The following is a 26,909-nucleotide window of genomic DNA, read 5'->3' on the forward strand; positions in this document are numbered from 1 at the left end:
GTCAGTGCGTGGCGTCGGACTGCGTCAGCTCGGCGTAGAGCAGCAGTGTCTGGTGCAGGGCACGCGATGCCTCCGCCACATCCCGTTCACCGGTCCGGTAGAAACGGAAGGTGTCGATGATGTCGTCGACCGCGTGCAGGCACCGGCGGCGCCGCGGATCGAGCGGGGCCGGGCCAGCGTCGGCGATGGCATCCCGCAGCAGGATGAGATGCGAGAGCGCCGTCTCGCGGTCGCGCCCGGCGTTGGACAGGAAACGGTGAACCAGAACTTTCGCTTCCATAGCGTTCCACCCCAGTTGTGCATTGGCGTTGTTTGTTGCTGCCATTCGTTGGACTTTGTTGTGCGTCGCCAACTCGTCGCATGCCCCCGGGACGCAGGCGCAGGGCGGAGTTCGGAGCAGGGATCGATCCCCACCCGAGTGCGGCGGCCCTGTCCCGGACCCGTTCTGCGGCACGCCGTCGTCGGCGTTGAGCGGGTCCGAACCGGCCTCGTATTAGTTAACGCTAAGGGAATGCTACGCTTCCCGGCCCGTTGCGTCAACGCACCGAGGGAGGTAGGCCGGTGCCGCCCGACGCCGGTCGGTGCGGCACTTTGACCGGGGGGCATCGGCCATTGGTCAGAGGTCGACGGTGCCGATCACGGCGATGCAGTCGCCCGCCTGCACCAGACCCGGGAAATGCCGGGCGGCGAGGATGCCGTCCAGCGCCGCCCGGTATTCCGCCGGGGCGCGGCCGGTGCGGCCGACGGGATGGATGCGCGCCACCACCTCGCCCCGGCGCACCGGGTCGCCGAGGTCCCGGCAGGTTTCGAAGAGGCCGTCGTCCTCGGCGAAATGAAAACACTGGCCGTCCGGCATGTCGAGCCAGCGCGACCCCTCCCCGACCTCCGGCGGTCCCTCCAGCACGCCGGCGTGCTTGAGCAGGTTGCGCACGCCCCGCTTGGCGACGGTGATGGTGGAGGCGCGGGCCGTCCCGCCGCCGCCCAGCTCGGTGGTGACGAAGGTCTTGCCCATGGACTCCGCCGTGGTGTCGAGCATGCCCAGGGCGTCGATCTCCAGCATCCGCATGGCGTAGGGCGCGCCGAACGCGTCGACGGCGGCGAAGCAGCGCGCCTCCTGGCCCTTGTCGGCCAGGACGTGGGCCGCGGCGTACGGGACGAAGTCCAGGGTCTTGCCGCCGGAATGGATGTCCAGCACCAGGTCGGCCAGGGGCAGCAGGTGGCGGGTGACATAGTCGGCGATCTTCTGGGTCACCGTGCCGTCGGGGCGGCCGGGGAAGGTCCGGTTGAGGTTGCCGCGGTCGATCGGCGAGGTGCGGGTGCCGGCGCGGAACGCCGGATAGTTCATCGCCGGGACGATGATCACCCGGCCCTGGATCTCCTCGCAGCGCAGGGTGCGGGCGAGGTCGAACAGGGCCACCGGCCCCTCGTACTCGTCGCCGTGGTTGCCGCCGGCCAGCAGAACCGTCGGCCCCTCCCCGTTGCGGATCACCGCGATGGGGATCATCACCGATCCCCACGCCGACTCGTCGCGGCTGTAAGGAAGGCGAAGGACGCCGTGCTGCGCCCCCTCGGCGTTGAAGTCCACCGTCGGCACCACGGGCGACGGCGGCAGGGTGTCGGCGAGCATGGCTAGTCCTTCACGAACAGGCGGCGCGGCACGTCGGCGAGGCACTCCACCCCGGTGTCGGTGATGGCGATGCTCTCGGTGATCTCCAGCCCCATGTCGGGCAGCCACAGCCCGGTCATGAAGTGGAAGGTCATGCCCGGTTCCAGCACCGTGCGGTCGCCGGGGCGCAGGCTCATGGTGCGCTCGCCCCAATCCGGCGGGTAGCTGAGGCCGATGGGATAGCCGGTGCGGTTGTCCTTGACGATGCCGTGCCGCTTCAGCACGGCGAAGAAGGCGTTGGCGATGTCCTCGCAGGTGTTGCCGGGCCGGGCCGCCGCCAGGCCGGCCTCCATCCCCTCCAGCACCGCCGCCTCGGCGTCGCGGAAGGCCTGGGTCGGGGTGCCCAGGAACAGGGTGCGCGACAGCGGGCAGTGGTAGCGCTTGTAGCAGCCGGCCACCTCGAAGAACGTCCCCTCCCCCCGCTTCAGCGGGCGGTCGTCCCAGGTGAGGTGGGGCGCCGAGGCCTCCTCCCCCGACGGCAGCAGCGGCACGATGGCCGGGTAGTCGCCGCCATAGCCGTCGACGCCGCGGATGCCGGCGTCGTAGATCTCGGCCACCAGGTCGCATTTGCGCAGGCCCACCTCGGCCGTGTCGAGGATGCGGGCGTGCATCGCCTCGACGATGCGCGCCGCCTTGCGCATATACGCCAGCTCCTGCTGGCTCTTCACCGCGCGCTGCCAGTTCACCAGGGCGGTGGCGTCGTGGAAGCGGGCGTTGGGCAGGTGGCTCTGGAGCGACGCGAAGGCCGCCGCGGAAAACCAGTAATTGTCCATCTCGACGCCGATCCGCAGCGCCCCCCAGCCGCGGTCGGCGAGGATCTGCGCCAGCCGGTCCATGGGGTGCCGTTCGGTCGACTGCACGTAGTGGTCGGGGTAGCCGAGGATGCGGTCCTCGGCCAGGTAGGCGGTGCGCCGGGCGCCGTTGGCGTCCTGGCCGCGGCCGTACCACAGGGGGTCGCCATGGGGCGGCACGACCACGCACTGGTGGACGTAGAACGACCAGCCGTCGTAGCCGGTCAGCCACGCCATGTTGGACGGGTCGCTGACGACCAGCAGGTCGATCCCGGCCCTGTCCATGGCGGTCCGGGTCTTGGCAAGGCGCTGGGCGTATTCGGCGCGGGTGAAGTTCAGGGTCGGCTCGGTCATCGTGGGATGGTGTCCCTGCCAGGGGTTCAGGTGGGGCCGAAGGGATCAGGTGGAAAAGGCGGTGCCGGCCCCCGCCGCCGCGGCGCGGCGGCGGGCCAGGGTGGCGATGGCGGTGTCCTGCACGCCGGTGCCGGTGAGATCGCAGACGGTCAGGGCGGCGGCCGACGGGCGGCCCGGCGCGGTGCCGGCGATCACCGCGCCCAGCTCCGCCAGGGCGGCGGCCGGCGACACCGCGCCGGCGGCGAGCGCGTGGTGCAGTTCGCCCAGCCGGCGGGTCTGGGCCAGGCTGTCGGCGACGTAGAGGTCGGCGGCGGCGAGCACCCGCGGGTCCAGTTCGTTCTTGTGCTCGGCGTCGGAGCCCATGGCGGTGACGTGCTGGCCCGGGGACAGCCACCCGGCCATCAGGATCGGCGCCGCGGCGGGGGTGGTGGTGACGACGATGTCGGCGCCGGCGACGGCGGCGTGCGGATCCGATTCCGCGCGCACGGGAATGCCCAGGTGCCGGGTGAGGTCGCCGGCCGCCGCCGCCGCCGCGTCCCCGCGCCGGGCCCACAGCCGGGCCTCGCGGATCGGCCGCACCAGGGTCAGCGCCTCCAGCTGCAGGCGCGCCTGCACGCCGGCCCCGAACACCGCCGCCACCGAGGAGTCGGGCCGTGACAGGTGCCGGGCAGCCACCGCCCCGGCGGCGGCGGTGCGCACGTCGGTGAGGTAGCCGTTGTCGAGCAGAAGCGCCTCGACCAGCCCGGTGCGGGCGCTGAGCAGCACCATCAGGCCGTTGACGCTGGGCAGGCCGAGCCGCGGGTTGTCGAAGAAGCCGGGGCTGATCTTGATGGCGAACCCGTCCAGGCCCGGCACATAGGCGGTCTTCACGTCGACCTCGCCGTTCGCCTCGGCGACGTCGAGGCGCAGGATCGGCGGCATCACCACGGGCCGGGTCGCCAGCGCCCGGAAGGCGTCCTCGACGCAGGCCACCGCGTCCAGGTCCAGCGGCACGATCCGCCGCAGCTCCGCCTCGGTGAGGATGGTCATGGTGGGCATGGGCGCGGCGCTTCCCTTCTTATGCGGTACAGACGATGCGGCGGTGCTGGTCCATGGCGATGTTGCGGCCGGACAGCACGGCCACCGTCGGGCCGCGCAGCTCCACCCGGCCGGCGAGCAGGGCGGCGATGCCCACCGCCCCCGCCCCCTCGACGATTTCCTGCTCCACGGCGTAGGCGTGGCGGATGCCGGCGGCGATCTCGTCCTCGCCCAGCAGAACCACCCCGTCCAGCAGGTCGCGCACCAGGGCGAAGGTGTGGCGGTTGGCGAGGCCGATGCCGCCGCCCAGGGAGTCGGCCAGGGTCTCCACCTCCTCCACCGCCACCGGCCGGCCGGCGGCGAGGCTGGCGTGCATGGCGGCCCCGCGCGCCATGCTGACGCCGATCACCCGCGCCGCGGGACGCCGGGCCTTGACGGCCAGCGCCACCCCGGCGGCGAGCCCGCCGCCGGACAGCTGGATCAGCACGAGGTCGAGGTCCGGCACGTCCTCGGCGATCTGCAGGCCCAGCGTGCCCTGGCCGGCGATGACGGCGGCATCGTCGAAGGGCGGGACCATGGTCATCCCCTCCTCGCGCACCAGGCGGTCTACCTCCACCTGGGCGTCGTCCTGGGATCGGCCGACGATGCGGATCTCCGCCCCGAGCGCGCGGATGGCGTCGACCTTGTTGGCGGGCACCAGCGCCGACATGCAGACGACGCAGCGCGCCCCGGCGCTGGCCGCGGCGTGGGCCAGGGCGCGGCCGTGGTTGCCGGTCGACGCCGCGACCAGACCGCGCCCCCGCGCCGCCGCGTCGAGCGCGAGCACGGCGTTGCTGGCGCCGCGCAGCTTGAAGCTGCCGGTGGTCTGGCGGTGCTCCAGGCTCAGCCACACCGGCACGCCGCAGCGTGCGGTGAGGCTCGGCGACGGCACGGTCGGGGTGCGGACCACCGCCGTGGCGATGCGCGCGCCGGCCGCCGCGACGTCGGCCGGCGTGATGGTGTGGGTCATGGCGGCGCTCCTTCCGGCGCGTCGTGCGGCAGCGGCAGCGCCATCAGGCGGCCCAGCGCCGGTTGGGGTTCGGTGTCGCCGCACAGGCGCCGGCACATCCAGGCGGTGGCCAGGTTGCTGGTGACCACCGGCCGGCCCAGCGCTGCCTCCATGGCCGGCACCAGCGCGGCGGCGCGCAGGGCGGTGCAGGAGACGAACAGCGCCTCGGCGTCGTCCGGCGTGGCCTCAAGGGCAGCCTGGAGCAGGGAGTCCGGCGCGATCCGGGCCATCTCCCGGTCGTCGTCCAGCCCGAAGCAGGTGACCGCCGGCAGTGCGTGGCCGCGGTCGCGGAAGTAGCGGGCCAGTGGCGCGGTGGTGTCCTCGGTGTAGGGGGTCAGGACGGCGACCCGCCGGACGTCCAGCGCCGCCAGCCCCCGCAGCGCCGCCGCCGGCGGCGTTACCACGGGAACGCCGGGCTTGGCGCCGCGGATCGCCGCCTCCACCGCCGCGTCGCCGATCACCGCGGAGGCCGAGGTGCAGGAGTAGCAGACCGCGTCCAGCGCCTCGTCGGGCAGCAGCAGCCCCGCGGCATCGGCGAGGTGCGGTTCCATGCGGCGCAGGTTCTCCGCGGTCGTGGGGTTGCGGTAGGCGACGCGGGCGGTGTGGACGGCGATGTCGCGCGGCGCGACCAGCCGGGCGAAGTCGGGCTCGGTGGTGTGGTCGGTGGCCAGCACCACCAGACCGATCCGCCGCGCCACGGCGCGCCCGTCGAAGCGGAGCGGCGTGCGGGAGCGACCGATGACGGGGGTGTCCATGATGCCGCCGGCCGCCTCAGTGCAGGCGCCCGTAGCGCCGTTCCAGCGCCCGCAGGGCCAGCACCGACACCAGGCTGATGAGGAGGAAGAAGACGCCCACCAGGGTCATCGGCTCCAGGTAGCGGTAATGGAAATTGGCGACGCTGCGCGCCTGATTCATCAGCTCCAGCACGGTGATGGCGGAGAGCAACGGCGTCTCCTTGAACATGGCCACGAAGTAGTTGGCCAGCGCCGGGATCATCGGCCGCACCGCCTGGGGCAGGACGATGTGGACCCAGGTCTGGCGGGCGCTCAGATTGCAGGCCTTGGCGGCCTCCCACTGGCCCTTGGGCACGTTGTCGATGCCGGCCCGGTAGACCTCGGCGGTGTAGGTGGCGTAGTGCAGGCCCAGCCCGATCACCCCCGCCACCATCGGCGCCAGCGTCAGCCCCAGGTCGGGCAGGATGTAGAAGAGGAAGTAGAGCTGCACCAGCAGCGGCGTGCCGCGCACGAACTCCACCACCGCGGCGGTGGGGCGCGCCACCGCCTTGGTGGACGACCGCCGCAGCAGGGCGAACGCCAGCCCCAGCCCGGTGGCGAGGATCGAGCCGAGAAGGGTGGCGAGGATGGTGATCTTCACCCCCTCCACCAGCGTCGGCAGGATCTCCAGGACGAATTCCCAGCTCCAGTCCATGGCTCCCCCTCAGCTCCGCACGCCGTCGAGGCCGCGGGCCAGATGCCGTTCCAGGGCCCGCACCCCCAGCGAGATCACCATGGCGATGGCGAAGTACAGGACCAGGATGGTGAGGAACGGCATGGCCGTGCTGCCGGTCTGCGCCCGCACCACCTGGGCCTGGAAGGTCAGGTCGGTCAACGAGATGAGCGAGACCACCGCGGTCCCCTTCAGCAGTTCGATGGCGTTGTTGCCAAAGGTCGGCAGCATGATCACGAAGGCCTGGGGCACGATCACGTGGCGCAGGGACTGGACGCGGGTGAGGTTGAGGGCCACGCACGCCTCGTGCTGTTCGCGGCCGATCGACTGGATGGCGCCGCGCACCACCTCCGCCCCGTAGGCGCCGACGTTGAGGCCGAGCGCGAGCACCCCCGCCTGCAGCGGGCTGAGGGTGATCCCCAGCAGCGGCAGCACGAAATACGCCCAGAACAGCTGGACGAAGATCGAGGTGCCGCGGAAGAACTCGATGTAGGTGGTGGCCAGCGCACGCACCCAGACGCGTGGCGACAACCGCCCGAGCCCGCCGAGAAAGGCCATGACCAGCGCCAGAACGCACCCCATCAGGGTGAGCTCGATGGTCACCACGGCGCCGTGCAGGATGAGGTTGAGGTAGCCGGACCACTCGCCCATGGTCGATCCCGTTCCCGATGTGGCACCCGTTCCCCGCCGCCCGCGGGGAACGGGTCACGCGCGCGTCAGCCCTTGCAGAGCTCGTCGCGGCTGGTCGACATGGCCGCCGCGGCGGAGAAGCCGTAGGGCTCGACGATCTTGGCGAACTCGCCGGACTCCTTCAGTTCCGCCAGGGCCGCGTCGTAGGCGTCGCGCAGCGCCGTCTGGTCCTTGGGGAAGGCGACGCCGGCGCAGTAGACCGGGGCACCCTTGACCGGGGCCACCACCTCGAGGTTCGGATCGTCGGCCTTGGTCATCAGGTCGTTGATCGACAGCACCGGCAGCGAATAGGCGTCGATCCGCCCGTCCTGCAGCATCTTGATGCCGCTCTGCCCGTCGGGCACCACGATCACCCGGTCGCGCGGCACCCCGGCCTGGAGCGCCAGCCGCTCCTCGGTGCCGCCGCCGGGCGCGCCGATCTTCGCGCTCTCGTTCTTGGCCACGTCCTCGTAGCTCTGCAGGCCCAGCGGGTTGCCCTTCTTCACCGCCATCGCCTCGGCGTCGCACAGGTCGGGCTCGGAATAGGCGACCGCACGGCAGCGCTCCGGCTTCATGAACAGCCCGGCGGCGACCATGTCGAAGCGGCCGGCCTGCAGGCCGGGGATCATCGCCCCGTATTCGGAGATCGAGGCGACCACCTCCGGCACCCCCATCTTCGCAAGCACCGCGCGGGCCACGTCCGGCCCGGCGCCCGACACCTTGCCGTCCGCCCCGACCGCGGTGTAGGGCGGCTCGTTGGCGATGGCGATGCGGGCGAAGCCCTGCTCCTTCAGCTCCTCCAGCCCGTCCGCGGCGGCGGCCGGAGCGGGACGGCCTGCCGCCCCCAAAACCATGAGGGCCGCGGCGGCGAGGCCGAGGCCGGGGCGGGCGAGATGACGGATCGTCGACATGGTCTGAACCTCCCGTGAGCGCGTCAGTCGAAATGGGAAAAGCGGACCGCCGGGTCCGTCGGCGTCACAGCCGCTGGCCGGCGGCGAGGATCTTCTTGAGGAACGTCTGGGTGCGTTCCTCGCGGGGGTCGGTGAAGATCTGCTCGGGCGGCCCCTCCTCGACGATGCGCCCGCCGTCGAAGAACAGCACGCGGTCGGCGAAGGAATGGGCGAAGCTCATCTCGTGGGTGACCAGCAGCATGGTCATGTCGGTCTCGGCGGCGAGGCGCTGCATGACGGTCAGCACCTCCTCCACCAGCTCCGGGTCGAGCGCCGAGGTCACCTCGTCGAACAGCATGATGCGCGGCTGCAGGGCCAGCGCGCGGGCGATGGCGACCCGCTGCTTCTGGCCGCCCGACAGCTGCCCCGGCATCGCCCTGGCCTTGTCGGCCAGGCCGACCATGTCGAGGAGCGCCATCGCCCGCGCCTCGGCGTCGGCGCGCGCCACCCCTTTGGTCAGCATCGGCGCCAGGGTCACGTTGTCGAGGACGCACTTGTGCGGGAACAGGTTGAACAGCTGGAACACCATGCCGATCTTGGTCCGCATCCTGTGCAGGTGATTCTCGTCGGCCGGGACCAACTGGTTGCCCCGCATCATGTGGTAGAGGTGGTCGCCGTCGACCTTGATCGTTCCGCCGCTGATCGTCTCCAGCGTCATGAGGATGCGCAGGATCGTCGTCTTGCCGGATCCCGAGGGACCGATCAGCGCCAGCTTCTCACCGGGCTGCACCGTGAACGACAGCTCGTTCAGCACCCGGATGGACCCGAAGCTCTTTGAAATGCGGTCGACCTCGATGATCGGTTCGGTCACGGCGCGTCCCCCCGCCCAAGCAGAATGCTACGGTGGAAGACGTCAAAGATCATGTCAATGCAATAAAATGACTCATGACAATATTGACCCGTGACAGCCCCGTTGGCGGGCAGACTGCCCAGGACGCGGGCGCCGCCGGCGCGCCGGCGGTCAGGACAGGAAGCCGGTCTCGTTGACCGGTGGCAGCTGATGGAAGGTGGAACGCACCGTCTCCACGGCGTGGCGCAGGTCGGCATGGGTCATCCGGCCGCCGATCGACAGGCGCATGCCGCGGTGGCGTTTGGCGGGGTCGACCGCGAACGGCTCCGACGGGGTGGCCGCCACCCCGCGGTCGCGCAGCACCCGGATCAGCGTCTCTTCGTTCCAATGGGCGGGCACCGGGAGCCAGGCCCCCAGGGAGAGCGGGTGGCAGGTCCCGCACAGCGGCCCCAGCACCTCGGCGACGATGCCCTGCCGCGCCCGCACCTCGGCCCGCTGCACCGCCAGCAGCGCATCGGCGGTGCCGTCCTCGATCCAGCGCGCGGCCATCTCCGCCACCGCGACGGTGCCGCTCCAGCCGGTGACCCGCAGGATGCTGGCGGCGCGGATGCTGAGCTGGGGCGGCACCACCAGGTACCCGGTGCGCAGCCCGGTCATCACCGACTTGGTGAAGCTGGTGGCGAAGAACCCGATCTCCGGCACGAGGTCGGCGATGGACGGCAGCGCCTCGTCGAGGAGCGGCTTGTACACCTCGTCCTCGATGACGAAGACGCCGTGGCGGCGCGCCACCGCGGCGATCGCCTGGCGGCGGTCCGCCCCGGCGAGGTGGCCGGTGGGGTTGGTGAAGGTGGGGATGCACACCAGCGCCCGCACCGGCCCGGCCCGACAGGCCTCGTCGAAGGCGTCGGGCAGGATGCCCTCGGCGTCGGTGGGCAGGCCGCGCAGGGTGAAGCCCAGCACGCTGGCCATGCCGATGACGCCGTGGTCGGTGAGATCCTCCGTCAGCACCACGTCGCCCGGCTGGACCACGGTCGCCACCGCCAGGAAGATGCCCTGGGCGGCGCCGTTGGTGATCAGGATGCGGTCGATCCCGGCGTCCACGCCGAGGCGGCGCAGCCAGCCGCGGCCGATCTCGCGGTGACCGTCGAGCCCGGCGACCGGCCGGCAGGGCCGCATCCAGGCCTGGTTGTCGGCCTCGGCCATGGCCGCCATCAGGGCCCGCGCGGCGCGCTCGTGAGCGTCGGTGTAGGCGCAGCGCACGATCGACATGTCGAGGATGTCGTTGGGGCTGCGGTCGAGCATGAAGCGGTCGGCGCGGTCGGTGACCCGGCGCTTCACGAAGGTGCCCCGGCCGACCTCGCTGCTGAGATAGCCCAGCCGCTCCACCTCCTTGTAGCTGAGGCTGACCGTCTGCACCGACACGCCGATCGTCAGCGCCAGGTCGCGGTGCGGCGGCAGGCGCTGGCCGTGGCGCAGCCGCCCGCTCTCGATGTCGGCGACGATGGCGTCGGCGAGTTGCTTGTGCTTGGTCACGCCGCGGCGGGTCAAGGGGGCGGCGGGTTGCCAGTCCGTCATGCGCTTTCCTCCCGGCCCGGTGTGCGGAGCCGCTTTCATGACAATGCTTGGATTGCTATGGTCCAATCGTCAACTGAATTCATGCCGCAGCGGGGATGGGGCGCCGGGATGCAGAAGCTCGACGAACTGGACGTGAAGATCCTCGCGGCCCTCCAGCGTGACGGCCGGATGACCAAGCTGAAGCTGGCGGAAACCATCAACCGCTCGCCGACGCCCTGCTGGGAGCGCCTGCGGCGGCTGGAACAGGCCGGAGTCATCGCCGGCTACCATGCCCGCGTCAACCTCGACGCCCTGGGGCCGACCACCATGGTGCTGGTGGAGATCACCTTGAAGAGCCACCGCCATGCCGATTTCCAGCGCTTCGAGGACGCGGTGCGGGCGGAGCCGGACGTCATCGACTGCTACGCCACCGGCGGCGGCATCGACTACGTGGCGAAGGTGGTGGCCCGCGACATCGACACCTACCAGCGCCTGATGGACCGCCTGCTGATCGCCGAGATCGGCATCGACCGCTACTTCTCCTACATCGTCACCAAGCCGGTGAAGGAAGCCGGGCCGCTGCCGCTGGAGCGCCTGCTGACCCCGTGACGGGACCGACCGGCTGCGCCCTGGACACCGCGGCAGCGGCCGCCCTACCCTCGTCGCCGTCCCCTGCCGAAGGCCCGCGCCCATGCTGATCCGCCCCGCCACCGGTCCGCTGGCCGCAGCCGTCGACCTGCTGTGGGTCGGCGGCGGCGTGGGCGGGGCCGATCCGCGCCGCGAGATCCACCTGCCGACCGGCGCCGTCCATCTCTGCCTGCGCCTCGACGGCCCGCCACCGCGTCTCCTCGGCGCCGCCGGGGAGGGCGGCGCCCCCCCCTTCCGGCCGCGCTGGTCGGCGGCCTTCGCGTCGCGCCCTGCATCAAGGCGATGGGGGCGCTTCGCCCGCGTCCTGCGCTTCGCGCGGGCCGTGGCCCGCACCCACGAGGCCCCCTCCGCCGCCCTGGCCGACGTCGCCGCGGCCGAGGGGTACGCCGACCAGTCCCATCTCACCCGCGACGTCGCGGCGCTCGCCGGGCTCACCCCCGGCCAGTACCGGCGCACCGCGCCACGCCACGCCCATCACGTCCCGCTGCCGCCGTCGCCGCCGGCCTCGCCACGCCAGGGCCGTTTCGTTCAAGACAGCGCCACGCCGCCCCTGGTGTGATGGGGCCGGCCACCAACAGGAGGGGGGATCATGGCGATCCACGAGGTCTTCATCTATCTGCGGGCCCGCGACGCGAACGCCGCCGTCGCGTTCTACACCGCGGCGTTCGACGCCGAGGAGCTGTTCCGCCTGGTCGAACCCAGTGGGCGGGTCGGCCATGCGGAACTGCGCATCGGCCCCACCACCGTCATGCTGTCCGACGCCTTCCCGGAATTCGGCATCGACGCCCCGGCGGAGGGGGAGACGGTGGCCGCCGGCATCCATCTGCACGTGGATAACGCCGACGCCCTGATCGAGCGCGCGGTGGCCGCAGGGGCCACCCTGCTCAGCCCGGCCCAGGACCACTTCCACGGGGAGCGCAGCGGCAAGGTGCGCGATCCCTTCGGCTATGTCTGGATGATCGGCCACGCCCTGGAGACGCTGTCGCCCGAAGAGATGCAGCGGCGCTACACCGCCCTTCTGGCCGGCGGCTGAGCGCGGGCGGCGGCAGAGAGAGTCTCTGCCGGACGGCCTCTCTTCAAAAACACTCTCCCCCGCCGCCGCTGTTAGCGTGACCTCCGAACCGATGGAGAGGAGGCCACGCCCATGCGGACCAACCCGCTGCATCCCACCGAAAACCTGCTGCGCCGGCTGACCGACCCGCGCCTGTTCCGTGAACAGGCCTACATCGGCGGCAAATGGTGCTCGGCCCGGGACGGCGCCGTGCTGCCCGTCAGCAACCCGTCGACCGCCGCGACGATCGGCCATGTGCCGGACCTCGGCGCGGCCGACGCTGACGCGGCCATCGCCGCCGCCCACGCCGCCCTGCCCGCCTGGAGCGGCGCCCTGCCCCAGGAGCGCGCGGCCACCTTGCGGCGCTGGCACGACCAGATCGTCGCCAACCGCGAGGACCTGGCGATCCTGATGACGGCCGAGCAGGGCAAGCCGTTGGCCGAGGCGCGCGGCGAGATCGACTACGCCGCCTCCTTTGTGGAGTGGTTCGCCGAGGAGGCGCGGCGCCTCAACGTGGAGTCGGTCACCCCGCATCTGCCGGACTGCACCATGAGCGTGCGCCGCGTCCCCGTGGGGGTGAGTGCCGCCATCACGCCGTGGAACTTCCCGTCGGCCATGATCACCCGCAAGGCCGCCGCGGCGCTCGCCGCCGGGTGCCCCATGGTGGTCCGGCCGGCCAGCGAGACGCCCTACTCGGCCCTGGCGCTGGCCGAGCTGGCCGACCGCGCCGGCGTGCCGCCCGGCGTGTTCTCGGTCGTCACCGGCGCGCCGGAGCCCATCGTCGACGCCTTGATCGCAAGCCCTGTGGTGCGCGCCGTCAGCTTCACCGGTTCCACCGCCGTCGGCCGGCGGCTGCTCGCCGCCAGCGCCGCGACGGTGAAGCGGGTGACGATGGAGCTGGGCGGGCACGCCCCGTTCATCCTGTTTCCCGACGTGCCGCTGGCCGAGGCGGTGGCCGGTGCTGTGGCGGCGAAGTTCGCAACCTCCGGCCAGGACTGCCTGGCGGCCAACCGCATCTATGTCCACCGCGGCGCCTATGACCGCTTCGTCCATGCCTTCGCCCAGGCGGTGGCCGGATTGGCCGTCGGCGACGGCTTCGACCCGGGGACCGAGATCGGGCCGCTGATGCACGAGCGCGCCGTCGCCAAGTGCGAGGAGCACGTGGCCGACGCCGTCGCCAAGGGGGCGCGCCTGATCACCGGGGGCAAGCGCCTGGGGGGCCTGTTCTACCAGCCGGCCGTGCTGGCCGACGTGACCCCGCAGATGCGCATCTACCGCGAGGAGACCTTCGGCCCGGTCGCCCCGGTCATCCCCTTCGACGACGGCGACGACATCGCCGCCATGGCCAACGACAGCGAGTACGGTCTGGCCGCCTATCTGTTCACCAACGACGCCCGCCGCATCCAGCGCCTGACCGCGGCGCTGGACTACGGGATGGTGGCCGTCAACCGCGTGAAGATGACCGGGGCACCGGTGCCGTTCGGCGGCGTGAAGCAGTCCGGCCTCGGCCGCGAGGGCTCCCGCCACGGCATCGAGGCGTTCACCGAGATCAAATACGTCTGCATGGCCGCGTGAAGCGCGGCCGAGATTGCATGGCCGCGTGAAGCGCGGCCGAGATTGCATGGCCGCGTGAAGCGCGGCCGAGATTGCATGGCCGCGTGAAGCGCGGCCGAGATTGCATGGCCGCGTGAGCCGCGGCAGAGGAGGACCGCACCCCATGACCACGACCACCGAGCTGTCGGCGTCCGACCGCGCCCACGTCTTCCACCCGTCCACCAACTTGCGCCAGCACGCCCATGGCGAGACGCCCAACCGCATCATCGTCGGCGGCAAGGGCATCAGCATCGTCGACAGCGAGGGGCGGGAGACCCTCGACGCCTTCGCCGGCCTCTACTGCGTCAATGTCGGCTACGGCCGCACCGAGATTGCCGACGCCATCGCCGCCCAGGCCCACAAGCTGGCCTACTACCACACCTATGTCGGCCACTCGAACGAGCCGATCATCCGCCTGTCCCAGCGCATCGTGGAGAAGGCGCCGGCCGGCATGTGCCGGGTCTACTACGGGCTGTCGGGCACCGACGCCAACGAGACGCAGATCAAGCTGGTCTGGTACTACAACAACGTGCTCGGCCGGCCGGAGAAGAAGAAGATCATCTCGCGCTGGCGGGGCTATCACGGCTCCGGGATCATGACCGGCAGCCTGACCGGGCTGGAGCCGTTCCACAAGGCGTTCGACCTGCCGCGCGCGCCGATCCTGCACACCACCACGCCGCACCACTACTGGCAGGCCGCCGAGGGCGAGAGCGAGCGGGCCTTCTCCCGGCGCTGCGCCGCCGACCTCGACGCCCTGATCCGGGCCGAGGGGCCGGACACGGTGGCCGCCTTCATCGGCGAGCCGGTGCTGGGCACCGGCGGCATCGTCCCGCCGCCCGAAGGCTACTGGGAGGAGATCCAGGCGGTCCTGAAGCGCCACGACGTGCTGCTGATCGCCGACGAGGTGGTGACCGCCTTCGGGCGCACCGGAGCCTATTTCGGCTCCCAGCTCTACGGCATGGCCCCCGACCTCATCACCATCGCCAAGGGCGTGTCCAGCGGCTACCTGCCCCTGTCCGGCGTCATCGTCGGCGAGAAGGTGTGGTCGGTGCTGGAGCAGGGCTCCGACAAGTACGGGCCGCTCGGCCATGGCTGGACCTACTCCGCCCACCCGGTCTGCGCGGCGGCGGCCAACGCCAACCTCGACATCGTCGACCGCGAGGACCTGACCGGCAACGCGCGGGAGACCGGCGCCTATTTCCTCAACCGCCTGCACGAGGCGCTGGGCGACCACCCGATCGTCGGCGAGGTGCGGGGTGTCGGCCTGCTGGCGGCGCTGGAGTTCGTGGCGGACCGCACGGACAAGGTGCGCTTCGACCCGTCGCTCAAGGTCGGGCCGCGGATCTCGGCGGCCTGCCTGGAGAACGGGATGATCGCCCGGGCCATGCCCCAGGGCGACATCCTGGGATTCGCGCCGCCCCTGGTGCTGGCCCGGGACGAGGCCGACCGCATCGTCGCCATCGCCCGCCGCGCGGTCGACGCGGTGGCCGCCGAGCTGCGCTGACCACCACGCCGCCGGCGAGGGGGCCGGAGAGAGGGATGGGTCAGGCCCCGGCCGATGCGGGCCGGGGCCGGCGCACGACGCGCAGGCGGCCGCTGGACCCGCCGCCGCAGAAGAAGCCGTCGGCGCCGTCGGATTCCAGGCCGCTGACGAAGACGTCGCGCGGCATGGGCACCGCCTCCAGGGTCGCGCCGGTGCCCGGGTCGACGCGCAGCAGCGCGGCGCCGTCGTCGTCGTCGAAGGTGCCGTGCCACAGCTCGTCGCCGGCCCAGGTGACGCCGGTGACGAAGCGGCTGGTTTCCAGCGTGCGCAGGATGGCGCCGGTCCCGGGATCCACCTGGTGGACCCTGCGGGCGCGGTACTGCCCGACCCACAGGCACCCCTCCGCCCAGGCCATGCCGGAGTTGCTCCCCTCCGGGGCCGGGATCGTTGCCAGCACCGCGCCGCTGGCCGGGTCGATCTTCTGGATGCGCTCCCCGGCGATTTGGAACAGGTGGCGGCCGTCGAAGGCGGTGCCGGCCTGTGCCACGACATGGAGGGTGCGGACGATGGCGCCGCCGTGCGGGTCCATGGCGACCAGGCGGTCGCCCGTCGCAGCCCAGATGTGGCGGCCGTCGAAGGTCACGCCGTGGATGTGCGTGATGCCGGGGAAAGGCCCGAGATCCCGCAGGATGATCGCGTCGGTCTGTGTCATGGGCCGATCCTAAACCCCGGGCAGCGCCCCCGGGAGCAACAAGGGTGTCGCGAAGCACGCCACCGGTGCGGCCGCCCAGCGGCGCGCCCTGCCCTGCCCGAGCGCCCGCACCCGGCCGGACGCCGCCAGCGCCTCCAAGGCCCGCTGCACGGTGCGCTGGCCGCTGCCCAGGGCCAGCGCCAGCGCCGAGCTGGACCAGGCCTCGCCGTCCGCCAGCAGGGCCAGCACCGCCGCGTTGGCGTCGTCGACCGGCGGGGCGAGCACGACCACCTCGCCGGCCGACCGCGGCACCAGGGCGAACCCCGCCGGCGTGGCGCGGACCGTGCCGAGGGGGCGCAGGCACGCGCGCAGCCGCCCGATCTCCACCCGCAGCCGTGCCCGGTGGGAGTCGTCGGCGTGACGGGCCCGGAAGACGCGGGACAGCAGCGCCTCGCGCGCCGCGTCGCCCGGCCACGCCTCGGCCAGGGCGCGGGCCAGCCCGAAGAGGACCGGCCGGCCGCCGAGGTCGACCGTCCGCCCGCCCTCGCGCAGCATCCGGCGGCACGCGTCGACAACGAGGCATGGCGACGCCAGCAGAGCCTCCACCGCGGCCAGGTCCAGCACACGCTCCTCGCCGCGCGCGATGCTCCGGGCCGCGGGCGCGGCCAGGGCGGCGGCCACGCCCTCGACCTCGCGGGTCAGGGCGGCGATGCCCGCGGCCGCCGCGGCGCGGCGCGCCCGGGCCAGCGCCTGCCGGGCCGGGAGGGCACGGATGCGGCGCATCGCCAGCTCCACCGCCACCAGCTCGTGAATCGCCCGCACCGCCGGCGGCAGCGCCGCGGCGTCGGCGGCGGCGGCGGCGCGCTCCGCCCCATCCAGCCGGCCGAGAAGCAGCAGCCACCGGGCCTGCAGCGTGCGCGCGTGGGCCGCGTTCGCGTGGTCGCCGTGACGCTCCAGGGTCGCCCCGGCCGCCTCCAGCTCGGCGGCGGCGCCGTCCGGCCCGCGTCCATCGAGATCGCGCTGGGCCAGCGCGATCTCGGCTTCCGCCACCACGCAGCGGGCCCGCGCCACCGCCTCGCGGTCGCCGGGCGGGCCGTCACCGAACGGGCCGTCACCGAAGACGCGGGCGGCGCGGAGCAGCAGGGCGCGGCCGCGCGCGAGGTCGCCGAGGCGGGCGAGCGCGATGCCGCGCACCGCCAGCCCCGCCCCGTCCTCGCGCAGGGCGACGCGGTTGAGCGCGCCCAGGACGTCGCCCGACGCCAGCGCGCGGGCGGCCTCCGCGATCACCGCGTCCATGGAAATCCCGTCACCCTTGTCACTCCCGCGCCGCCGGCCGACCCGCCCACTCTACCCGAAGCGCAACGAACGCAAAGGACCACAGACCATGGACGTCCCCACCATCGGAACCCGCGACGCGTGGCTGACCGCCCGGCTGGAGCTTCTGGAGGCCGAGAAGGCGCTGACGCGGGCCAGCGACGACCTGGCCCGGCAACGCCAGCGCCTGCCCTGGGTGCCGGTCGGCCGCGACTACCGGTTCGACACCGAGGACGGACCGGACACCCTGGCCGGGCTGTTCCGCGGCCGCTCGCAGCTCCTCGTCTACCACTTCATGTTCGGGCCGGACTACGCGGCGGGGTGCCCGTCCTGCTCGATGATTGCCGACGGTTTCAATGGGTTCGCCGTTCACCTCGCCAACCACGACGTGATGCTGTGGGCGGTGTCGCGCGCTCCGCTGGAGACTTTGCACCGCTACCGCAGCCGCATGGGCTGGAGCTTTCCCTGGGCATCGGCACCCGACGGCACCTTCAATGCCGATTTCGGTGTCTGGTTCACGCCCGAGCAGCAGCGCCACGGCACCATCGACTACAACTACCGGCGCGAGCCGCCGCTTGCGGGGGACGGGGACACCAGTGCCGGCGATGGCGGGCCGGTCGGGGAGCACGCGGCCGCCTGTGGCACCGACCCCGTCACCTACCTGCGCGACCGTCCGGGCCTGAGCGCCTTCGTCCTCGCCGACGGTGTGGTGCACCACACCTACTCCGCCTACGCGCGCGGCCTGGACGCCCTGTGGGGTGGTCTGCAATGGCTGGACCGGGCGCCGCGGGGACGCAACGAGACGGGACTGTGGTGGCGGCGCCGCGACGAGTACGGCGGTGCGTGAGGGCACCCCGGCGCAGGGTGGTTGGCCCGGGGCGGTGGCGGCGGCCCTGCGCCTCGCCGCCGCACCGGGCTTTGCGGTGATGGCGCTGATGGTCGCCCTGGGGCCGCCGGATCCATTGTGCGGCGCCCGCCCGCTGACCGGGATGACCACCATGTACGCCCTGATGGCGGTGGTTCACGCCGGGCCGTGGCTGGGCGTTGCCGGGGGAACGGGGCGTGGCGGCAGGGGCGTCAGGCGGCGATGGCGTTCAACCCGCGGCACTTGGCCTCGAAGCCGTCGGAGATGAACTCCGGCCGCTTGTAGAAGCCGGCGATCCAGCTGGTCAGGAGGCACAGCTCCTCCAGCCGGACAATTTCGTCAAGGGCGCCGTCGGGGAGGCGGATGGCGAAGGACTCGCAGATGATCTCGACGATCTCCTCCACCTGCTCGATCGACAGGCCGAGGTCGGTTTCGAGCACCGCGGTGCGGGTCAATTTGCCCTCGTCGATGCCGTACTCGTCGCGGATGAGCTTCACCACCCAGCGGAAGCAATTCATCCAATTCTTCACGTCTTCGACCGAACGGGCCATTCGCACCACCGCCTTCGAGATCGCCTCACCCGCCCTAAATGACGCGAAGGGGCTTTTCGGTCAAGGACAAGACGGAACAGCGGATCGCATGCGACATGCGATCCGCTGTGATTTCTCAGCTTTGCATTTTTATTGCGCCGCGCGGGGCGCACTCCTGTCTCTTTATGGAAAAGAACGACAGCCGGTGGCGCAATGAACGCAATGGATGCGCGGATGGACGCCCATCGTCAGAACCGCAGACTCTTGGCCAGCACCACGCCGGGCAGGCTGGCGATGGCGCCGAGCAGCGCCCCGTCCACCGGCTGGTCGACCGACACCAGGGCGATGGCGTTTTCGCCCGGCGCCGTGCGGCCGAGGTGGAAGGAGGCGATGTTGACGCCCGCGTCGCCGAGGGTGACGCCGAGACGGCCGATGAAGCCCGGCTTGTCCTCGTTGCGCACGAACAGCATGCGGGGCGACAGTTCGGCCTCGATCGGCACCTCGTCGACCAGGACCAGGCGCGGCCGTTCGCCGCCGAACAGCGAACCGGCCACGCAGCGCCGGCGCTGGTCGGTGTCGACCACCACGCGGATCAGGGTGTGGTAGTCGCCCTCGCTCTCGCGCTTCACCTCGGTGATGGCGATGTTGCGCTCCCGCGCCATGGCCGGAGCGTTGACCATGTTGACGGAGTCGAGGAGCGGGGTCAGCAGCCCCTTCAGCACGATGCCGGTCAGCGGCTTGGTGTTCAGCTCGGCGACGGCGCCTTCGTACTCGATGGTGACGCCGCACAGCCCGGACTGGGTGATCTGCCCGGCGAAGCTGCCGAGCTGTTCGGCCAGCTCCATGTAGGGGCGCAGCCGGGGCGCGTCCTCGGCCGACACCGAGGCCATGTTGAGGGCGTTGATCACCGCGCCGGTCAGCAGGAAGTCCGACATCTGCTCGGCGACCTGGAGCGCCACCTTCTCCTGGGCCTCGCTGGTGGAGGCGCCGAGATGGGGGGTGCAGATCACCTTGTCGTGGCCGAACAGGATGTTCTCCTTCGCCGGCTCGGCGGCGAAGACGTCGAGGGCGGCGCCGGCCACCTGTCCGGAGTCGAGCGCCGCCTTCAGCGCCTCCTCGACGATCAGCCCGCCGCGGGCGCAGTTGACGATGCGGACGCCCGGCTTGCAGCGCGCCAGGGTGTCGGCGTTCAGGATGTTGCGGGTCTGGTCGGTCAGCGGCGTGTGCAGGGTGATGAAATCGGCCCGCGCGAGCAGCGCGTCCAGCTCCACCTTCTCCACGCCGAGGTCGGCGGCGCGCTCGCCCGACAGGAAGGGATCGTAGGCGACGACCTTCATGCGCAGGCCGAGCGCGCGTTCGGCGACGATGGAGCCGATGTTGCCGCAACCGACCAGCCCCAGCGTCTTGCCGGTGACCTCGACGCCCATGAAGCGGTTCTTCTCCCACTTCCCGGCGTGGGTGGAGGCGTTGGCCTGGGGAATCTCCCGGGCCAGCGCGAACATCAGGGCGACCGCGTGCTCGGCGGTCGTGATCGAATTGCCGTAGGGCGTGTTCATGACGACCACCCCGCGGTGGGTGGCGGCCGGCACGTCCACGTTGTCGACGCCGATGCCGGCGCGGCCGACCACCTTGAGGTTGGCCGCCGCCGCCAGCACGTCGGCGGTGACCTTGGTGGCGGAGCGGATGGCCAGCCCGTCGTAGTCGCCGATGACGGCCTTCAGCTCATCCGGCGTCAGGCCGGTGCGCACGTCGGCCGCGATGCCGCGCGCGCGGAAGATGTCCACGGCGCGCGGGCTGAGCGTGTCGGAAATCAGCACCTTGGGCATGCGTGTCCCCAGATTCGTCTTGTTCTTCGGGTCTCGGCCTCCCGCCCGCCGCCGCCCGTCGGGGGGCGGCGGGCGGGAGGCCGCGGATGCGGGCGTGCCTTACGCCTTGGCCAGCTCGCTCTTCACCGTGGCGAAGGCCCAGTCGAGCCAGGGCAGCAGCGCCGCGACGTCGGATTCCTCCACCGTGGCGCCGCCCCACACGCGCAGGCCCGGCGGGGCGTCGCGGTAGCCGGCGATGTCGTAGGCGACGCCCTCCTTCTCCAGCAGGCCGGCCAGCCTCTTGGCGGCATCGGCCTGCCCGGCGGGGTCGAGGCCGGTGATCGCGGGGTCGACGATCTTCAGGCAGATCGAGGTGCAGGACCGCGTCGCCGGGTCCTCGGCCAGGAAACCCGCCCAGGACGATTCCGTCTGCCACGCCTCGATGCACGCCAGGTTCGCCTGCGACCGCCGCACCAGCTCGGGCAGGCCGCCGATGGACCTGGCCCAGGTGAGCGCGTCGATCTGGTCCTCCACGCACAGCATCGAGGGGGTGTTGATGGTCTCGCCCTTGAAGATCCCCTCGATCAGCTTGCCGCCCTTGGTCAGGCGGAAGATCTTGGGCAGGGGGCGGCCGGCGTCGAAGCTCTCCAGCCGCGCGACGGCGCGTGGGCTCAGCACCAGCATGCCGTGGGCGGCCTCGCCCCCCAGCACCTTCTGCCAGGACCAGGTGACCACGTCCAGCTTGTCCCAGGGCAGGTCCATGGCGAACACCGCGGAGGTCGCGTCGCAGATCGCCAGCCCGGCGCGGTCGGCGGGGATCCAGTCGCCGTCGGGCAGGCGCACGCCCGACGTCGTTCCGTTCCAGGCGAAGACCACGTCGCGCGACCAGTCGGCGGCGCCGAGGTCGGGCAGCGCGCCATAGGGGGCCTCCAGCACCCGGGCGTCGGGCAGCTTGAGCTGCTTGGTGACGTCGGTCGCCCATTCCTTCGAGAAGCTCTCCCACACCAGGACGTCGACGCCGCGCGCCCCCAGCAGCGACCACAGCGCCATCTCCACCGCCCCGGTGTCGGAGCCCGGGACGATGCCGATGCGGTGGTCGTCCGGAATGCCCAGCACGGCCCGGCTGAGCGCGATCACCTCCTGCAGCTTGCCCTTGCCCAGCTTGGAGCGGTGGGAGCGGCCGAGGCACGCGTCACTCAAAGCCTCCAGCGACCAGCCCGGCCTTTTGGCGCAGGGGCCGGAGGAGAAGTTCGGGGTGTTCGGCCGGTTGGTCGGCTTCATGGGATGCGAATTCCTTCCAGACAAGGCAGCCGGTTGGGCGGCTGCGGCCCGCACCGACGATAGGCCGGGCGCAACAGGCGGTCAATCCACGCCCCGGCACCGGGTCTTTTGTTGCCCGCGCATGCGACGATTGGTGCCAGGCCCGTCAATTAACACTTCATGTAGGTTGTTTTCTGCATTTCACACCCCGTTTGTTGACTTCTGTCGGTGCGGCGCCATAATCGGCCCGCAGAATCGTATCGAACAGGGCAGAGAGAGACACACCATGGACGTCCGTGACGGGTTCGTCGGCTCCATCGGCAACACGCCGCTCATCCGGCTCGATGGGCCGTCGCGGGCCACGGGATGCGAGATCCTGGGCAAGGCGGAGTTCCTGAATCCCGGCGGCTCGGTCAAGGACCGTGCGGCGCTGGCGATCATCCGCGACGCCGAGCGGCGCGGCGCCCTGCGCCCCGGCGGCACCATCGTCGAGGGCACGGCCGGCAACACCGGGATCGGGCTGGCGCTGGTGGGCAACGCGCTCGGCTACCGCACCGTGATCGTCATGCCGGACACCCAGAGCCAGGAGAAGAAGGACATGCTCCGGCTCATCGGCGCCGACCTGCGCCTGGTGCCGGCAGTCCCCTACAAGGACCCCAACAACTACGTCCGCTATTCCGGCCGCCTCGCCGAGGAGCTGGCGCTGAGCGAGCCCAACGGCGCGGTGTGGGCCAACCAGTTCGACAACGTCGCCAACCGCGAGGGCCACCGTCTGACCACCGGTCCGGAGATCTGGGAGCAGACCGGCGGGCGCATCGACGCCTTCACCTGCGCGGTGGGCTCCGGCGGGACGCTGGCCGGCGTCGGCCTCGCCTTGAAGGCGCGCAACGCCGGCGTCCGCATCGTGCTGGCCGATCCCATGGGGGCCGCCCTTTACAGCTACTACACCACGGGCCAGTTGGCGTCCGAGGGCTCCTCGATCACCGAAGGGATCGGCCAGGGCCGCATCACCGCCAACCTGGAGGGAGCGCCGGTCGACGGCGCCATCCAGGTGCGCGACGAGGACGCCCTGCCGGTGATCTTCGATCTGCTGAAGAACGAAGGGCTGGTGCTGGGCGGGTCGTCGGGCATCAACGTCGCCGCCGCCATGCGCGTGGCCTGCGACCTCGGCCCCGGCCACACGGTGGTGACCATCCTGTGCGACGGCGGCCAGCGCTACCAGTCCAAGCTCTTCAATCCGGACTTCCTGCGCGAGAAGGGGCTGCCGGTCCCCGACTGGCTGGGGTGATGGGGACGCCGCCCATCCTGCCCCTCGCCCGCGGCGGCGCGACGGGGTAGGCTTGCCGGCGACATCCCCGCACGACCGCGAGAGCCGAGCATGGACCCGATCTTCCGACAGGACGCCTACGCGCGCACCTGCACCGCCACCGTGACGGCGGTCGACGAGCGCGGCATCCGCCTGGACCGCACCGTCTTCTACCCCACCGGCGGCGGCCAGCCCGGCGACAGCGGCGTGCTGCGCCACGCCGGCGGTGCCCTGCGCATCGTCGACGCGGTGAAGGGCGACGCGCCCGACGAGGTGATCCACGTTCCCGAGTCGGGAGCCGACCGGCCGGCGGTCGGCACGGCGGTGTCGGCGGAGATCGATTGGGAGCGCCGGCACCGCCACATGCGCATGCACACCGCCCTGCACCTGCTGTGCGCGGTGGTGCCCGGCTCGGTCACCGGCGGGCAGATCGCCGCGGACAAGAGCCGGCTGGACTTCAACGTTCCCGCGGCCAGTCTCGACAAGGAGGCCCTGACGGCGGAGCTGAACCGCCTGATCGCCGCCGACACCCCCGTCCACACCCGCTGGATCGCCGACGCGGAGCTGGAGGCCAACCCGGACCTGGTCCGCACCATGTCGGTGAAGCCGCCGACCGGCAGCGGCCGCGTGCGCCTGCTCGACATCGCCGGGGTGGATCTGCAACCCTGCGGCGGAACCCACGTCGCCCGCACCGGCGAGATCGGCGCGGTCGACGTGGTGAAGATCGAGAACAAGGGCAAGCAGAACCGGCGGGTCGTGGTCGCCCTCAGGGACTGACCGCCCACGCCGGCAACCGGAGGACCTGCCATGACCGACACGCCCAGCGACGCGCTGGTGGACACCCGCTGGCTCGCCGCGCGCCTCGACGATCCCCATGTGAAGGTGGTCGACGCCACCTGGGCCATGCCCGGAACGCCGGGGCCGCACCCCCGGGACGCGTTCGCCGGGGGGCACATTCCCGGCGCCGTCTTCTTCGACATCGACGCCATCGCGCGCCCCGGCACCGCGCCGCTGCCCCACATGCTGCCCTCGGCCGACGCCTTCGCGGCGCAGGTCGGGGCGCTCGGCATCGGCAGCGACGATGTGGTGATCGTCTACGACACCCACGGCCTGCAGACGGCGGCGCGGGCGTGGTGGATGTTCCGTGTCTTCGGCCACGACGCGGTGGCGGTGCTGGACGGCGGGCTGCCGCGCTGGACCGCCGACGGACAGCCGTTGGAGGAGGGGCCGGCCCGGCCGGTGCCCGCCACCTTCGCGGCACGGCTGCGGCCGGAGTTGGTGCGCAGCGTCGACGACATCCGCGCCAACCTGGAACGCCGGGCCGAGACCGTGGTGGACGCCCGCAGCCAGGCCCGCTTCGAGGGGACGGTCGACGACCCGTGGACCGGGTCGCGCCGCGGCCACATCCCCGGCAGCCTCAGCCTGCCCTTCACCGAGCTGCTCGATCCCGTCACCCGGACGGTGCTGCCGCGCCCGGCCCTGCTGGCCGCGTTCGAGCGGGCCGGGGTGCCGCACGACGGGCCGCTGGTGATGTCGTGCGGCAGCGGCGTCACCGCCTGCGTCCTGGCGCTCGGCTTGCACCGGCTCGGACGCACCGACGTGGCGGTTTACGACGGCTCCTGGGCGGAGTGGGGGCTGACCGCCGACACCCCGGTCGAAACCGGGCCGGCACGGCGGTGAGCGGTTCCGCGGCCTTCGCCGTCCGCCCGATCGCCGAGGGCGAGGCGCCGCCGGTGGCGGCGCTGTGGCAGGATTGCGGGCTGGTGGTGCCGTGGAACGACCCCCTGGCCGACATCGCGCTCTGCCGGGCCAGCGCCAACGCCGTTCTGCTGCTGGGCACCCGCGGTGCGGCGATCGTGGCGAGCGTGATGGCCGGCCATGACGGGCACCGCGGCTGGCTCTACTATCTTGCCGTCACCCCCGCCGAGCGCGGCCGGGGGCATGGCCGCCGCATGGTGGAGGCGGCGGAGTCCTGGCTGCGCGCCGCCGGCATGCCCAAGGCGCAGCTGATGGTCCGTGATTCCAACGCCGCGGTCCGGGCCTTCTACGAGGCACTGGGCTACACCCCCTCCCCCGTCACCGTGATGCAGAAATGGCTCGTCGCGCCCCGCTGACCCCTTCCGCCACGGCGGTCTCGCCGGGCCACCTTTCGGTCATCGTCACCTATCTGGAGATGAGGGCCCCGCCCACCCACGCCCCGGTGCCGCACCCGGAGGGAGACGTCCGGGTGGTGCGCGCCGACCCGCCCACCGTGTCGTTCTACCGCTACCTCTACAACACGGTGGGCGAGCCCTGGCTGTGGCAGGAGCGGCGGCGGATGGCCGACGCCGAGCTGGCGCGGATCGTTCACGACCCGCGCGTGGAGGTGCACGTGCTCCACGTCGACGGGACTCCGGCGGGCTATGCCGAACTCGACCGGCGCGGTGGCGGCACCACCGACCTCGGCTACTTCGGCCTCGTTCCCGATTTCATCGGCCGGCGGCTCGGCCCCTGGCTGCTCGACCAGGCGATCCGGATGGCCTGGTCGGACGGCACGCGACGGCTGACCGTGAACACCTGCACCTTCGACCACCCCAAGGCCCTGCCCCTCTACCAGAGCATGGGCTACGCACCCTACCGCCACGTCTCCCGGGTGGTCGAAGACCCGCGGGTGGACGGTTGCCTGCCCCGCGCGGCCGCGCCGCACATCCCGATCGTCGGGTAGACGGTCGCCGTCAGACGAGGATCTCCGACAGGGCGGCGACCAGGGCGCGGTTCTCGTCCTCATGGCCGACGGTGATGCGCAGGCAGTCGGGCATGCCGTACTCCGACACCGACTTGACGACGATGCTGCGCCGGGCGAGGTGCTCGATCACCGCCGCCACCCCCAGCGACGGGTCGGTCGGCACCCGCACGAGGATGAAGTTGCACACGCTGGGGTAGACCCGCAGCCCGAGTTGCTGCAGCTCCGCGGTGAGCCACGGCAGCCATGCCGCGTTGTGGTCCAGCGAGCGCGCCTCGTGCTCCTCGTCGGCCAGCGTGGCGATGGCGGCGGCCTGGGCCGGAACCGACACGTTGAACGCGCCGCGCACGCTGTTGAGGGTGTCGACCACGGCCAGCGGGCCGTAGCCCCAGCCGACCCGCAGCCCGGCCAGCCCGTGCATCTTGGAGAAGGTCCGCACCATGAGAACGTTGTCGGCCTTCTCCACGAGGTCGATGCCGCTGGCGTAGTTGGTGCGCCGGACATAGTCCGCGTAGGCCGAATCGATCACCAGCAGGGTGTGGGCCGGCAGGCCGGCCCGCAACCGCTCCACCGCGTCGATCGGGATGTAGGTGCCGGTCGGGTTGTTGGGATTGGCGAGGTAGCAGATGCGGGTGCGCTCGCTCGCCAGCTCGATCATCGCCTCGACGTCGACCACCATGTCGCGCTCCATGGCGACCACCGGCGTGGCGCCGGCGACCCGCGCCGCCTTCTGGAACCCCTGGTAGCCGTTCTCGTGGCACAGGATCTCGTCACCGGGGCCGGCGTAGGCCAGGCAGACCAGCTGGATCAGCTCGTCCGACCCGGCGGCGCAGATGATCCGTTGCGGATCCAGGTCGTAGCGGCGGGCCAGGGCCCGGCGCAACCCCTGCTGCAGGGCGTCGGGGTAGCGGTGGATCTGCGCGGCCGCGTGGCGGTAGGCGTTGACCGCCTTCGCGCTGGGGCCCAGAGGGTTCACCGTGAGCGACAGGTCGATCCAGGGGCGGCCGTCACCTTCGGGCTGGGCCGGTCGGTAGGGCTTGATCTGGACCACGCCGGACCGGGGGGACAGCAGCTCCATGGGCGAACTCCGAGGCACGTGCGACGCCGCCCCCTTGGGAACGGCGCGCCATTCAACCCCAAAACCCCGGTCGATCGCCAGCATTCTATGGCAATGCCGGTCAATGGCTGAGGATCTGGCTGAGGAACAGCCTGGTGCGCTCCGAGCGCGGGTTGGTGAAGAACTCCTCGGGGGTGTTCTGCTCGACGATCTCGCCGCGGTCCATGAAGATCACCCGGTCGGCCACCGACTTGGCGAAGCCCATCTCGTGGGTCACGCACAGCATGGTCATGCCCGAC

General features: G+C 71.9%; 29 protein-coding genes and 1 pseudogene. 12 read left to right on the plus strand and 18 right to left on the minus strand.

Going from position 1 to position 26,909, the window contains the following annotated elements:
- Position 1: 1 nt before the first annotated feature.
- From AC6H2I_RS09080 to ehuR, 11 genes are all read right to left on the minus strand, one after another.
- Complete coding sequence (locus tag AC6H2I_RS09080; protein WP_497500286.1) at positions 2 to 280, minus strand: hypothetical protein; 279 nt, start codon at positions 278 to 280, stop codon at positions 2 to 4.
- 336 nt (positions 281 to 616) lie between these two features.
- The gene (gene doeB / locus AC6H2I_RS09085) at positions 617 to 1,627 is read right to left on the minus strand and encodes a N(2)-acetyl-L-2,4-diaminobutanoate deacetylase DoeB (RefSeq protein WP_497500287.1); all 1,011 of its coding nucleotides are present in this window, start codon (positions 1,625 to 1,627) and stop codon (positions 617 to 619) included.
- Between the two features lie 2 nt (positions 1,628 to 1,629).
- A complete protein-coding gene (gene doeA, locus AC6H2I_RS09090; protein ID WP_497500288.1) occupies positions 1,630 to 2,811 on the minus strand; it encodes an ectoine hydrolase DoeA in 1,182 nt (393 codons plus the stop codon).
- 45 nt (positions 2,812 to 2,856) lie between these two features.
- Positions 2,857 to 3,849 (minus strand): ectoine utilization protein EutC, encoded by a 993-nt coding sequence (gene eutC, locus AC6H2I_RS09095; RefSeq protein ID WP_497500289.1) that lies wholly within the window; start codon positions 3,847 to 3,849, stop codon positions 2,857 to 2,859.
- 19 nt (positions 3,850 to 3,868) lie between these two features.
- Positions 3,869 to 4,837, minus strand: a complete 969-nt coding sequence (gene eutB, locus AC6H2I_RS09100; protein WP_497500290.1) for a hydroxyectoine utilization dehydratase EutB — start codon at positions 4,835 to 4,837, stop codon at positions 3,869 to 3,871.
- On the minus strand, positions 4,834 to 5,631 hold the full coding sequence (eutA, locus tag AC6H2I_RS09105) for an ectoine utilization protein EutA (RefSeq protein ID WP_497500291.1): 798 nt from the start codon (positions 5,629 to 5,631) through the stop codon (positions 4,834 to 4,836). Before eutA ends, eutB begins: the two co-directional genes overlap by 4 nt.
- A gap of 16 nt (positions 5,632 to 5,647) precedes the next feature.
- The gene (ehuD, locus tag AC6H2I_RS09110) at positions 5,648 to 6,304 is read right to left on the minus strand and encodes an ectoine/hydroxyectoine ABC transporter permease subunit EhuD (RefSeq protein WP_497500292.1); all 657 of its coding nucleotides are present in this window, start codon (positions 6,302 to 6,304) and stop codon (positions 5,648 to 5,650) included.
- A gap of 9 nt (positions 6,305 to 6,313) precedes the next feature.
- Positions 6,314 to 6,973, minus strand: a complete 660-nt coding sequence (gene ehuC / locus AC6H2I_RS09115; protein WP_497500293.1) for an ectoine/hydroxyectoine ABC transporter permease subunit EhuC — start codon at positions 6,971 to 6,973, stop codon at positions 6,314 to 6,316.
- 65 nt (positions 6,974 to 7,038) lie between these two features.
- Complete coding sequence (gene ehuB, locus AC6H2I_RS09120) at positions 7,039 to 7,902, minus strand: ectoine/hydroxyectoine ABC transporter substrate-binding protein EhuB (protein ID WP_497500294.1); 864 nt, start codon at positions 7,900 to 7,902, stop codon at positions 7,039 to 7,041.
- A gap of 64 nt (positions 7,903 to 7,966) precedes the next feature.
- Positions 7,967 to 8,752, minus strand: a complete 786-nt coding sequence (ehuA, locus tag AC6H2I_RS09125) for an ectoine/hydroxyectoine ABC transporter ATP-binding protein EhuA (RefSeq protein WP_497500295.1) — start codon at positions 8,750 to 8,752, stop codon at positions 7,967 to 7,969.
- A 150-nt stretch (positions 8,753 to 8,902) separates the two neighbouring features.
- Positions 8,903 to 10,306 carry a MocR-like ectoine utilization transcription factor EhuR gene (ehuR, locus tag AC6H2I_RS09130; protein ID WP_497500296.1) on the minus strand — a complete coding sequence of 468 codons (1,404 nt, stop codon included), beginning with the start codon at positions 10,304 to 10,306 and terminating at the stop codon, positions 8,903 to 8,905.
- Positions 10,307 to 10,414: 108 nt separating this feature from the next.
- Here ehuR and AC6H2I_RS09135 point away from each other — a divergent pair, with 108 nt between their 5' ends.
- The 5 genes from AC6H2I_RS09135 to AC6H2I_RS09155 all read left to right on the plus strand — a co-directional run bounded on the left by AC6H2I_RS09135 (position 10,415) and on the right by AC6H2I_RS09155 (position 15,081).
- Positions 10,415 to 10,894 (plus strand): Lrp/AsnC family transcriptional regulator, encoded by a 480-nt coding sequence (locus AC6H2I_RS09135; RefSeq protein ID WP_497500297.1) that lies wholly within the window; start codon positions 10,415 to 10,417, stop codon positions 10,892 to 10,894.
- Positions 10,895 to 10,976: 82 nt separating this feature from the next.
- A complete protein-coding gene (locus tag AC6H2I_RS09140) occupies positions 10,977 to 11,492 on the plus strand; it encodes a helix-turn-helix domain-containing protein (RefSeq protein WP_497500298.1) in 516 nt (171 codons plus the stop codon).
- Between the two features lie 30 nt (positions 11,493 to 11,522).
- A complete protein-coding gene (locus AC6H2I_RS09145) occupies positions 11,523 to 11,966 on the plus strand; it encodes a VOC family protein (RefSeq protein WP_497500299.1) in 444 nt (147 codons plus the stop codon).
- A 111-nt stretch (positions 11,967 to 12,077) separates the two neighbouring features.
- Entirely contained in the window at positions 12,078 to 13,559 is a 1,482-nt protein-coding gene (locus tag AC6H2I_RS09150; RefSeq protein WP_497500300.1) for an NAD-dependent succinate-semialdehyde dehydrogenase, read from the plus strand.
- Between the two features lie 142 nt (positions 13,560 to 13,701).
- Positions 13,702 to 15,081 carry an aspartate aminotransferase family protein gene (locus AC6H2I_RS09155; RefSeq protein ID WP_497500301.1) on the plus strand — a complete coding sequence of 460 codons (1,380 nt, stop codon included), beginning with the start codon at positions 13,702 to 13,704 and terminating at the stop codon, positions 15,079 to 15,081.
- Between the two features lie 40 nt (positions 15,082 to 15,121).
- Here AC6H2I_RS09155 and AC6H2I_RS09160 read toward each other — a convergent pair whose 3' ends face one another.
- Positions 15,122 to 15,772, minus strand: coding sequence for an NHL repeat-containing protein (locus tag AC6H2I_RS09160; protein ID WP_497500302.1), 651 nt, complete (start codon positions 15,770 to 15,772; stop codon positions 15,122 to 15,124).
- A gap of 9 nt (positions 15,773 to 15,781) precedes the next feature.
- Positions 15,782 to 17,047 (minus strand): hypothetical protein, encoded by a 1,266-nt coding sequence (locus tag AC6H2I_RS09165; protein ID WP_497500303.1) that lies wholly within the window; start codon positions 17,045 to 17,047, stop codon positions 15,782 to 15,784.
- 88 nt (positions 17,048 to 17,135) lie between these two features.
- Here AC6H2I_RS09165 and AC6H2I_RS09170 point away from each other — a divergent pair, with 88 nt between their 5' ends.
- The gene (locus AC6H2I_RS09170) at positions 17,136 to 17,912 is read left to right on the plus strand and encodes a DUF899 domain-containing protein (protein ID WP_497500304.1); all 777 of its coding nucleotides are present in this window, start codon (positions 17,136 to 17,138) and stop codon (positions 17,910 to 17,912) included.
- A gap of 230 nt (positions 17,913 to 18,142) precedes the next feature.
- On the opposite strand, the gene AC6H2I_RS09175 is transcribed toward AC6H2I_RS09170, so the two are convergent.
- Positions 18,143 to 18,430: an acyl carrier protein gene (locus tag AC6H2I_RS09175; protein WP_497500305.1), complete on the minus strand. Its 288-nt coding sequence runs from the start codon at positions 18,428 to 18,430 to the stop codon at positions 18,143 to 18,145.
- On the opposite strand from AC6H2I_RS09175, the gene AC6H2I_RS09180 reads away from it, so the two are divergent.
- Positions 18,417 to 18,677 (plus strand): hypothetical protein, encoded by a 261-nt coding sequence (locus AC6H2I_RS09180; protein ID WP_497500306.1) that lies wholly within the window; start codon positions 18,417 to 18,419, stop codon positions 18,675 to 18,677. The genes AC6H2I_RS09175 and AC6H2I_RS09180 overlap by 14 nt on opposite strands.
- A gap of 31 nt (positions 18,678 to 18,708) precedes the next feature.
- Here AC6H2I_RS09180 and serA read toward each other — a convergent pair whose 3' ends face one another.
- The gene (gene serA / locus AC6H2I_RS09185) at positions 18,709 to 20,286 is read right to left on the minus strand and encodes a phosphoglycerate dehydrogenase (protein WP_497500307.1); all 1,578 of its coding nucleotides are present in this window, start codon (positions 20,284 to 20,286) and stop codon (positions 18,709 to 18,711) included.
- Positions 20,287 to 20,385: 99 nt separating this feature from the next.
- Positions 20,386 to 21,546, minus strand: coding sequence for a phosphoserine transaminase (locus AC6H2I_RS09190; RefSeq protein WP_497500308.1), 1,161 nt, complete (start codon positions 21,544 to 21,546; stop codon positions 20,386 to 20,388).
- A gap of 265 nt (positions 21,547 to 21,811) precedes the next feature.
- Between AC6H2I_RS09190 and AC6H2I_RS09195 the strand changes: the two genes are divergently transcribed.
- The 5 genes from AC6H2I_RS09195 to AC6H2I_RS09215 all read left to right on the plus strand — a co-directional run bounded on the left by AC6H2I_RS09195 (position 21,812) and on the right by AC6H2I_RS09215 (position 25,535).
- Complete coding sequence (locus AC6H2I_RS09195) at positions 21,812 to 22,813, plus strand: cysteine synthase A (protein WP_497500309.1); 1,002 nt, start codon at positions 21,812 to 21,814, stop codon at positions 22,811 to 22,813.
- A 90-nt stretch (positions 22,814 to 22,903) separates the two neighbouring features.
- Positions 22,904 to 23,608, plus strand: coding sequence for an alanyl-tRNA editing protein (locus AC6H2I_RS09200; protein WP_497500310.1), 705 nt, complete (start codon positions 22,904 to 22,906; stop codon positions 23,606 to 23,608).
- 30 nt (positions 23,609 to 23,638) lie between these two features.
- The gene (gene sseA / locus AC6H2I_RS09205; RefSeq protein WP_497500311.1) at positions 23,639 to 24,511 is read left to right on the plus strand and encodes a 3-mercaptopyruvate sulfurtransferase; all 873 of its coding nucleotides are present in this window, start codon (positions 23,639 to 23,641) and stop codon (positions 24,509 to 24,511) included.
- Positions 24,508 to 24,945, plus strand: coding sequence for a GNAT family acetyltransferase (locus tag AC6H2I_RS09210; RefSeq protein ID WP_497500312.1), 438 nt, complete (start codon positions 24,508 to 24,510; stop codon positions 24,943 to 24,945). Before sseA ends, AC6H2I_RS09210 begins: the two co-directional genes overlap by 4 nt.
- Complete coding sequence (locus tag AC6H2I_RS09215; protein ID WP_497500313.1) at positions 24,924 to 25,535, plus strand: GNAT family N-acetyltransferase; 612 nt, start codon at positions 24,924 to 24,926, stop codon at positions 25,533 to 25,535. The genes AC6H2I_RS09210 and AC6H2I_RS09215 overlap by 22 nt, the downstream gene beginning before the upstream one ends.
- A gap of 10 nt (positions 25,536 to 25,545) precedes the next feature.
- On the opposite strand, the gene hisC is transcribed toward AC6H2I_RS09215, so the two are convergent.
- Together hisC and AC6H2I_RS09225 are read right to left on the minus strand one after the other, a co-directional pair.
- A complete protein-coding gene (gene hisC, locus AC6H2I_RS09220; RefSeq protein WP_497500314.1) occupies positions 25,546 to 26,631 on the minus strand; it encodes a histidinol-phosphate transaminase in 1,086 nt (361 codons plus the stop codon).
- Positions 26,632 to 26,731: 100 nt separating this feature from the next.
- Positions 26,732 to 26,909: pseudogene (locus tag AC6H2I_RS09225) on the minus strand (amino acid ABC transporter ATP-binding protein); the annotation flags it as partial.

The organism is Azospirillum sp. NS33, assembly GCF_059703765.1.